This window comes from Mycobacterium sp., assembly GCF_032162105.1.
GTDB lineage: Bacteria > Actinomycetota > Actinomycetes > Mycobacteriales > Mycobacteriaceae > Mycobacterium.
This window is the reverse complement of the sequence record NZ_JAVRPS010000169.1, coordinates 1-8,799: the sequence shown is the minus strand read 5'-3', so window position 1 is coordinate 8,799 and position 8,799 is coordinate 1. Positions and strand designations below refer to the sequence as shown.

Genomic DNA, 8,799 nt, shown 5'->3' with positions numbered 1-8,799 from the left:
TCCACGGCCTGGCCCTGCCCGCCGAAGGTCTCGCGGACCACCACGATGTACGGGTACGCGCCGTAGCGCAGGAAGCTCGGCATGGTGGCCTGCGCGAGGACCAGCAGATCGTCGGGGCCGGTCAGCTGCGGAAACGCGTCGGTGCGCAGCCGGAGCACGCCGAGGCGGCTGGCCGGGTCGGCCGTCGCCTCGCCGTCGCGCACCGCGCAGCGCTGATAGCCCAGCAGGACGAAGTGCCCATCGGCGAGCCATCGCAACAACGCCGCGACGTCGCGGCGGTCGTAGCTGGGGAAGAGTCCGGCGCGGTCGGCGTCCAGCGCGTTCGCCAGACCGACCAGGGTGGCGTTCAGCGCCGCCGAGTCGACGGCCACCTGCCGCGCGTCGGCGAGCACGTTGGGCAGCAGGCGGGCGGCCTCGATCAGTGATCGGCCGTCCACCGACGGGGACAGCGCGACGTGGATCCATGTCTCGTCGATGCCGTCGCGGGGCGCCGCCGGGTCGGCGGCTGGCCGCATCTCGACCAACTGTCCCGACGTGTCGCGGCGCACCCGGAACGTGGGGTTCATGATCGCGGAGTAGGCGACGCCGAGGCGGTGCAGCAACACCGTCACGGAGTCCATCAGCATTCCGCTCTGGTCGGTGACCAGTTGCAGGGCGGGCCCGAAACCCGCGGCGTCGTCGGCGCCGTACACCGCGACCTTCGTCTCGCCGAGCCTGCGCTGCCGGCCCAGGCGGCCGTGGGCGGCCAGCAGCGCCGGCGACACCAGCCTGCCTGCGATCGACTGGTCGACGGGCGCGGTGATCGCCGAATCGGCGGCAGGCGCATCACCGTGCGGGCCTTGATAGGTCTGGAGGTACGCCCTGGCGAGCCTGGTGTTGGCGTCCTGGCGTAGCACCGTCGTGTTGGCGGATCCGTCGAAGTCCTGGCCGCTCCCCGGATTCACCGTCATGCCGATCGCTCCTGACTCGCAAGCTGTGTGCCGGCGCTGGCACGCAGGTGCGAGACTAATCTCCCGCAGAGTCCCTGCGCTCAGCCCCGCCGGATTTAGTCGCGCGTCAGCCTGCGGTGGGTCACCCTGTGCGGACGGGCGGCATCGGCGCCGAGCCGCTGCAGCTTGTTCTCCTCGTAGCCGCCGAAGTTGCCCTCGAACCAGAACCACTTGGCGTCGTTGTCGTCGTCGCCCTCCCAGGCCAGGATGTGCGTACAGGTGCGGTCGAGGAACCACCGGTCGTGGGAGATGACCACTGCGCAGCCGGGGAACTGCTGCAGGGCGTTCTCCAGCGAGCTGAGGGTCTCGACGTCGAGGTCGTTGGTGGGCTCGTCGAGCAGAATCAGGTTCCCGCCCTCCTTGAGGGTCAGCGCGAGATTCAGCCGGTTGCGCTCGCCGCCGGACAGCACGCCCGCAGGCTTCTGCTGGTCGGGGCCCTTGAAGCCGAACGCCGAGACGTAGGCCCGTGACGGCACCTCGTTCTGGCCGACCTCGATGTAGTCGAGCCCGTCGGAGACGACCTCCCAGACGTTCTTCTTCGGGTCGATGCCGCCGCGGTTCTGGTCGACGTAGCTGAGCTTCACGGTGTCGCCGACCTTGACGATGCCGCTGTCCGGCTCCTCGAGACCGACGATGGTCTTGAACAGCGTGGTCTTGCCGACGCCGTTGGGACCGATGACCCCGACGATGCCGTTGCGGGGCAGCGTGAAGGACAGGTCCTTGATCAGGATCCGGCCGTCGAAGCCCTTGTCGAGGTTGGCGACGTCCACGACCTGGTTGCCCAGACGCGGGCCGATCGGGATCTGAATCTCCTCGAAGTCGAGCTTGCGGGTCTTCTCCGCCTCGGCCACCATCTCCTCGTACCGCCCAAGTCGGGCCTTGTTCTTGGCCTGGCGGGCCTTGGCGCCGGAGCGGACCCAGGCCAGCTCCTCCACCAGACGCTTCTGCAGCTTCTGGTCCTTGCGGCCCTGCAGGGTGAGCCGCTCGGCCTTCTTCTCCAGATAGGTGGAGTAGTTGCCCTCGTACGGGTAGGCCCGGCCGCGGTCGAGCTCGAGGATCCACTCGGCGACGTTGTCGAGGAAGTACCGGTCGTGGGTGACGGCGAGGATCGCGCCCTTGTAGTCGGCCAGGTGCTTCTCCAGCCACAGCACGCTCTCGGCGTCCAGGTGGTTGGTGGGCTCGTCGAGCAGCAGCAGGTCGGGCTCCGACAGCAGCAGCTTGCACAATGCGACGCGGCGCTTCTCGCCACCGGACAGGTGGGTGACGGGCTCGTCGGGCGGCGGGCACCGCAACGCATCCATCGCCTGCTCGAGCTTCGAGTCGAGGTCCCAGGCGTCGGCCGCGTCCAACTGCTCCTGCAGCTGACCCATCTCCTCCATCAGCTCGTCGGAGTAGTCGGTGGCCATCAACTCGGCGACCTCGTTGTACCGATTCAGCTTCGCCTTGATCGGCACACCCTCCTCGACGTTCTCGCGGACGGTCTTGTCCTCGTCCAGCTGCGGCTCCTGCATGAGGATGCCGACCGTGGCGTCGGGCGCGATGAACGCGTCGCCGTTGTTGGCGATGTCCAGACCGGCCATGATCCGCAAGACGCTCGACTTGCCCGCCCCGTTGGGGCCGACGACGCCGATCTTCGCGCCTGGAAGGAAGTTCAGCGTGACGTCGTCAAGGATCACCTTGTCGCCGTGCGCCTTGCGGACCTTCCGCATCGTGTAGATGAATTCGGCCATGCCGTGTTGTTGCCTTTCGTTTCGCAAGAACTGCTCGGGGCCCATCCTAGGCGGGGCCGATCAGGGCCGATGCGGAGGTCAGTTCGTCGAGGGGCTATCCATCTGCACCCCTGCACCGCACTTCGAACCGCGATCGCAGGGTGGACGATCGTCGACCGGTGCCACCCGCTGGACTCGGTTGCCGCGCATCAGTGATGCGCAGGCGGCCACCGCGGCCAGAATCGCGGACACGATGAAGACCACGGTGAGTCCGTCGCCGAAGGGTGCGGCGATGAGGTGCGGAAAGAACTCCCGGCCGGTGATGATCTGCTGATTGGCCGGCGGCAGTGACGTCAGCGCACCCGTCGGCTCCAGCAGGTGCTCGAGCGGGTTGATACCGAGCACGGCCGCGAAGAGTGTTGAGACCGGCGGCAACCCGGCTACGTGATCGGCCACCGCGGGTGCCACGCCTTGCTGCTGCAAACCTGCCGACATGGCGTGCGGCAGACCGGTGGACAGCCCAACGATCATCAGTGAGAAGAACACCCCGATGGAGAGCGCGGTGCCGGAGTTCTGGAAGGTGGACCGCATTCCGGACGCGACGCCGCGCTGATTGGCGGGCACGCTGCTCATGATCGCGGAGGTGTTGGGAGCGGCGAACATGCCGCTGCCGATTCCGTTGGCGGCGATCAGGATGGCGAACGCCAAGTACGGAAAGTCGATGGGCAACAACAGCAATCCGATGAACGTCGACCCGAACAGCAGCATTCCAGCCGTCGCAATGCCGCGTGAACCGAAGCGGTCCGACAGCGTGCCCGCGACCGGACCGGAAACCAGGAAGCCGGCCGTCAGCGGCAGCAGGAAGATACCCGCCCACAGTGGAGTGTCGGCGTAGTCGTAGCCGTGCAGCGGCAACCATATGCCCTGCAACCAGATGATCAGCATGAACTGGAGGCCACCCTGCGCCAGCGAGCAGCACAGCGTCGCCGCGTTCCCTGCCGCGAACGCCCGGATTCGGAACAGGCTCAGTTGGATCATCGGCTCGGCCACCCTCGACTCGATCACGACGAACACGATCAGCAGGCCGACGCCGCCGGCGAGCAGAGCGTGCACGACGGGGTTCTGCCAGCCGGTGGTGTGCCCGCCGTGCGGCGGCAACGCCATCGTGATGGCGATCAGGATTGCGCTCAACCCGCCCGCGAAGGTGAGATTCCCCCACCAGTCGATCCGCCCGCGGTGGCGTTCCACCGAAGTCGGTTCGCGCAGCTTGCGGTAGGCCCACCAGGTTCCGAACACGCCGACGGGCACGTTGACCCAGAACACCGCGCGCCAGTCCCAGGCCGCGAGCAGTCCGCCGGCAACCAGGCCGATGAACTGACCAGCCAGCGCCGCGACCTGGTTGAAACCCAGGGCGAATCCGCGCCGGTCCGGCGGGAAGGCATCGGTCAGGATCGCCGCCGAGTTCGCCACCAGCATCGACCCGCCGATGGCCTGCAAGACGCGCCAACCGATCAGCCATAGCGCACCGTGGCCCCCGTGGAACGGGTCGAAGGACAGCATCACCGAGGCGATGGTGAATACCGTGAATCCCGCGTTGTAGACCCGTACCCGGCCGAACATGTCGCCGAGCCTGCCGAGGGTCACCACAAGCACGGCCTGCACCAGCCGGTAGCCCATGATCATCCACAGCAGGTAGCTGATGTTGGCGGGGTCGAGCGGGTCGAGTTGAATGCCGCGAAAGATGGCGGGCAGCGAGATGATGACGATCGACCCGTCGAGTGCGGACATGAACACCGCGGCGGTGGTGTTCGTCAGGGCGACCCATTTGTAGCGGTCGCCGGTCTCTGTCGAGGTGGTGGTCGTCATCTACAGGCTGTCCGCCAACCGTTCGATCAGCGGAGCGGCGGCGAGAATTTGGCGCAGCTCGGTCTTGGTGAACGTGCTCAGCGCGCCGGCCAGCTGCTCGACGCGCGCCTCTCGCCGCGTCGCCAACGCCCGCAGTCCCGCGTCGGTGACCGACAGCACCACCCGCCTGCCGTCCAGGGGGTCGGCTCCGCGGGCGACGAGCCCGGTGTTCTCGAGGCCCGCGAGGGTGGCGCCCATCGATTGCGGGCTGATCTGCTCCTGGCGGGCCAGGTCGGCGGCGGTGGCCGGACCGCAGCGCTCCAGCCGGGCCAGGGCCGCGATCTCGCCGAACGTCAAGTCGCCAGGAACCGAGATCCGCCGCAACCGTCGGCGTAATAGGCCGACGCTGACGAACAACGCGCTTGCCACCGCGTCGACGTCGGGCGTACTCATTCCATCAGCTTAGACTGATCAGTTCAGGCTGATGGTCGTGGGCTGCCGCTGTCGGTCGCGTCATCCCCGCACGGAGTCGGTGGCACAGCAGCGCGGCGTACTCTGCGAACGGGAGCCGTTGTCTCACTTGCGGCTTCGTCTTCTTCAAGGAGTACAGATGACTGATGTGAACACCGCGCTACCACCCGCGTTGCACCGCGCACTGGAACTGCTCACCGATCCGCCGGCGTACCCCGATGTCAGCAAGGGTTACCTCGATCTGCTGCAGGCCGACCCGGTTCAGGACCACGGAGTGCCAAAGAACACCGGTGCGATCCAGGCGGCATGGGCCTCGCCGGTCGGGTCGATGCTCTACGACAACACCCAGGCCGTGGTACGCAGGCTGGCCACCGCGTGGCAGCAGCCCACCGACTGGCTGAACATCCCGCACGGCGGCACCGCACTGGACGTCGGCAGTGGTCCCGGCAACGTCACTGCGTCACTGGGCCGCGCCGTGGGGCAGGACGGGTTGGCCGTTGGCGTCGACATCTCCGAGCCGATGCTGGCACGCGCGGTCCGTGCCGCGGCGGGACCGCAGGTCGGATTCCTGCGGGCGGACGCCCAACGGCTCCCCCTGGCCGACGCCACGGTCGATGCCGCGGTCTCGATCGCGGTGCTGCAGCTGATACCCGACCCGGCGGCGGCGCTAGCGGAGATGTCGCGCGTGCTGCGACCCGGCGGACGACTGGCCGTGATGGTGCCCACCGCCGGACCCGCCGCCCGGTTCTGGCGGATGCTGCCGAACACCGGGGCTCATGCGTTCGGCGAAGACGAAATCGGTGACATCCTCGAAGACCACGGCTTCGTCAGCGTGCGCACCAAGACGCTCGGCACCATCCAGTGGGTGCGCGGAAAACGCGGCTGACGCCACGTCCCCCGTGTGAGCGGGGGCCCGGCCCCCATCCGAGCTACGCCGTCAGTGGCAGTGCCCGGTCACCGGGGTCCCCTTCCGCAAGGTCGTCGTCGATGTCGGGATCGACCTCATCCTCATCTGGTGAGTCGGCGAGGTCGTCGGACGCCTCGGCCGCCTGCTGGTCGCTCGATCGCTTGAGCCGTTCGAGCCGGACCGTGCTACGAGCGAGGTCCGGCCCCACTGCGGTGGCGCGCACTTCGACCGAAGAGCGCCGGACGCCTTCGCGGTCGTCGTACTCGCTGGTGTGGACCTGTCCGACGACGATGACCGGATCACCCTTGACCAGGGCTCCCACGCCGCTGACGAGCCGGTTCCAGCAGCTGACCGAAACGAACAACGACTCACCGTGCTCCCATGTTCCGTCGGCGGTGCGTCGACGCGAATTGCTCGCCACGCGAAACTTGACGACGGCGTGCTCGCCGACGCGGCGATGCACGGGATCGGTGACGATGTTGCCGACGATGGTGAAGGGGGTCTCGAACATGGCTGATTCCTCTCTGACTGTGACGACGCGGGTGCCGTCGACGTGACCATTTACCGTGCGTGGCCCGACGCCAGGGCTGACGACGGGCGACCTCGACCACCGAGTTGTGGATGAATTCGGCTCTGTGGACATGCGGGAATACCTGTCGCCCGCTAGGTTTGTCGGCATGACGGTGTGGATCAACCGCCGCGACGAGGCCGACGTCCGGTCCGACCTGGCCGAGAGCACGCGTGGCGGCGGCGCGCTCGCCGGGGTCAGCCTGGCGGTCAAGGACAACGTCGACGTCGCCGGGCTGCCGACGACCGCGGCCTGCCCCGAGTTCGCCTACCGTCCCGACCGCGATGCGGCCGCGGTGGCGGCGCTGCGTGCGGCGGGCGCGGTGGTCATCGGCAAGACGAACCTCGACCAGTTCGCCACCGGCCTCGTCGGCACCCGATCGCCGCACGGCGGCGTGCGCGACAGCCACCGCCCCGACTACATCAGCGGCGGTTCGAGTTCGGGGTCGGCCGTCGCGGTGGCCACCGGCGAGGCCGACATCGCGATCGGCACCGACACCGCGGGATCGGGGCGGGTACCGGCCGGCCTGCAGGGCATCGTCGGCATCAAAGCGACCGTGGGCGTGGTCAGCACCGACGGCGTCATCCCCGCGTGCGAGTCCTACGACTGCGTCACGATCCTGGCCCGCGACCTGGCCGTCGCCAACCGCGCGATGGGCGTGATGGCCGCTGGCGCACCGCAGCGGCCGTGGCCGGCCGACGTGAACCTGGCCGCGCCGCCCAACCCCGTCGTCGCCGTTCCCGCCGAGCTGCCCGATCTCGACGCCGTGTGGCGCGCCGCGTTCGACGCCTCGGTCCGCGCGCTGACCGACGCAGGGGCCCGCGTCGTCACCGTCGACGTGGCACCGTTCCTGGCCGCCGCCAAACTGCTCTACGACGGCGCACTGGTCAGCGAAAGGTACGCGGCCGTCGGCGAATTCATCGACGGCCACCCCGACGCCACGATCGACCCCACCGTGGGCCGGATCATCGCGGGGGCGCGTGACATCCCCGCGCACCGGCTGGTGCGCGACCGTCGCGAGGTGCAGCGGCTTCGCACCGTGGCGATGGCATCCCTCGACGGCGTCGACGCGATGCTGGTGCCCACGGCGCCCATGCACCCGCGCATCGACGAGGTCGCCGCCGATCCCGTCGGGGTGAACTCCCGGATGGGCGTCTACACCAACTTCTGCAACCTGTTCGACATGTGCGCGGTGTCGGTGCCCGCGGGTATGGCGGGTGACGCCCAGTTCGGGGTGTCCGTGCTGGCCCGCCCGTTCGATGACGCGGTGGCACTCGACGTCGCGGCGATGGCATCCGGGGTGGACGCGCCGCCGGACGCCTGGCCGCTCGCCGTCGCGGACGTCACCGAGCTCGTGGTGTTCGGCGCCCATCTGCGGGGTGGGCCGCTGGTGCATCAGCTGACCGACGTGGGCGCCCGCTGGGCGGGTGAGTTGACGACGTCCCCGCGCTACCGGATGACGCTGCTGCCGTCGACGCCGCCCAAGCCCGCGATCACGCGAGTGCCCGATGGCGGCGGCACCGCGTTGAAGGCGCACCGGTGGCTGCTCTCCCCCGCGGCGCTGGGCCGGTTCCTGACCGCGCTGCCCGCCCCGATGCAACTCGGCAAGGTCGAGTTCGACGACGGCACCTGGCGGACTTCGTTCGGGTGCGACGGCGGCGCGGCCGACGCGGGTGTGGACATCAGCCGCTACGGCGGCTGGGCGGCGGCGGTCGCCGCGGGTGCGGTCGGCTAGCGCGAACCCGCTCGGGAGGTCCCACGTTCGTGAGGGCGGAGCGCGCCACCAGATGTATCGCAGCTGCAGTTGCCGTCATTGGGTTGCGTAGATCGCGATGCGTCCGGTGCGTGGCAGGTGCTCGGTGCCTACGGGCAACCGTCGTCGGCGGCGCGACGGTTCCTCTCGATGAGCGCGGCAGCTCGTGTGGGGGCCGACGACGATAGGGCGCTGCCGGAAAACACACGGGTGGTATGCGTTTCGCCCCACGATCGGCCCTCAGCCCTCTCAATCGCGGCTTCCCCCACCAAACCGCTCGTGCTGCGGGCTTTGCGAACGTCCGAGAAACCGATGTCGGCGGCGGAGGTCTCTGCGTCTATCGGGATATCGAACGACGCCACCTTGGCGGCAGTGGGCTTGGAGGGCCACCAGTTCGCCCGTCCGATCATTGCCGCCAGGGCCGGCACCGTGATGGTGCGCACCACGAACGTGTCGATTAACACGCCCACACCGATGATGAACCCGATTTGCGCCATGGTCGAGAGGCTGCCGAACAACAGGCCGAACATCGAGGCGGCGAAGATTAAGCCGGCCGA

The 8,799-nt window shown here is 68.7% G+C and carries 7 protein-coding genes and 1 pseudogene; 2 read left to right on the top strand and 6 right to left on the bottom strand.

Going from position 1 to position 8,799, the window contains the following annotated elements; genetic code table 11:
- The 4 genes and pseudogenes from QOC69_RS08805 to QOC69_RS08790 form a co-directional block, all read right to left on the bottom strand.
- A pseudogene (locus QOC69_RS08805) lies at window positions 1–950 on the bottom strand (NAD-glutamate dehydrogenase); the annotation flags it as partial.
- A 95-nt stretch (window positions 951–1,045) separates the two neighbouring features.
- Window positions 1,046–2,719: an energy-dependent translational throttle protein EttA gene (ettA, locus tag QOC69_RS08800; RefSeq protein WP_526438444.1), complete on the bottom strand. Its 1,674-nt coding sequence runs from the start codon at window positions 2,717–2,719 to the stop codon at window positions 1,046–1,048.
- A 78-nt stretch (window positions 2,720–2,797) separates the two neighbouring features.
- Window positions 2,798–4,564, bottom strand: coding sequence for an MFS transporter (locus tag QOC69_RS08795; protein ID WP_526438442.1), 1,767 nt, complete (start codon window positions 4,562–4,564; stop codon window positions 2,798–2,800).
- Entirely contained in the window at window positions 4,565–4,996 is a 432-nt protein-coding gene (locus QOC69_RS08790) for a MarR family winged helix-turn-helix transcriptional regulator (protein ID WP_526438439.1), read from the bottom strand.
- Between the two features lie 157 nt (window positions 4,997–5,153).
- On the opposite strand from QOC69_RS08790, the gene QOC69_RS08785 reads away from it, so the two are divergent.
- The gene (locus QOC69_RS08785; RefSeq protein WP_526438437.1) at window positions 5,154–5,900 is read left to right on the top strand and encodes a methyltransferase domain-containing protein; all 747 of its coding nucleotides are present in this window, start codon (window positions 5,154–5,156) and stop codon (window positions 5,898–5,900) included.
- A 43-nt stretch (window positions 5,901–5,943) separates the two neighbouring features.
- Here QOC69_RS08785 and QOC69_RS08780 read toward each other — a convergent pair whose 3' ends face one another.
- Window positions 5,944–6,432, bottom strand: a complete 489-nt coding sequence (locus QOC69_RS08780) for a single-stranded DNA-binding protein (RefSeq protein ID WP_526438434.1) — start codon at window positions 6,430–6,432, stop codon at window positions 5,944–5,946.
- Window positions 6,433–6,598: 166 nt separating this feature from the next.
- Between QOC69_RS08780 and atzF the strand changes: the two genes are divergently transcribed.
- Window positions 6,599–8,224: an allophanate hydrolase gene (gene atzF / locus QOC69_RS08775; RefSeq protein ID WP_526438432.1), complete on the top strand. Its 1,626-nt coding sequence runs from the start codon at window positions 6,599–6,601 to the stop codon at window positions 8,222–8,224.
- 128 nt (window positions 8,225–8,352) lie between these two features.
- Here the strand turns inward: atzF and QOC69_RS08770 are convergent.
- The coding region (locus tag QOC69_RS08770; RefSeq protein ID WP_526438430.1) for an MMPL family transporter at window positions 8,353–8,799 on the bottom strand (447 nt) is incomplete at its 5' end.

Coding starts and splice junctions, on each gene's coding strand:
- ettA (WP_526438444.1), bottom strand. CDS start 2,719: ATGGCCGAATTCATCTACACGATGCGGAAGGTCCGCAAGGCGCACGGC.
- QOC69_RS08795 (WP_526438442.1), bottom strand. CDS start 4,564: ATGACGACCACCACCTCGACAGAGACCGGCGACCGCTACAAATGGGTC.
- QOC69_RS08790 (WP_526438439.1), bottom strand. CDS start 4,996: ATGAGTACGCCCGACGTCGACGCGGTGGCAAGCGCGTTGTTCGTCAGC.
- QOC69_RS08785 (WP_526438437.1), top strand. CDS start 5,154: ATGACTGATGTGAACACCGCGCTACCACCCGCGTTGCACCGCGCACTG.
- QOC69_RS08780 (WP_526438434.1), bottom strand. CDS start 6,432: ATGTTCGAGACCCCCTTCACCATCGTCGGCAACATCGTCACCGATCCC.
- atzF (WP_526438432.1), top strand. CDS start 6,599: ATGACGGTGTGGATCAACCGCCGCGACGAGGCCGACGTCCGGTCCGAC.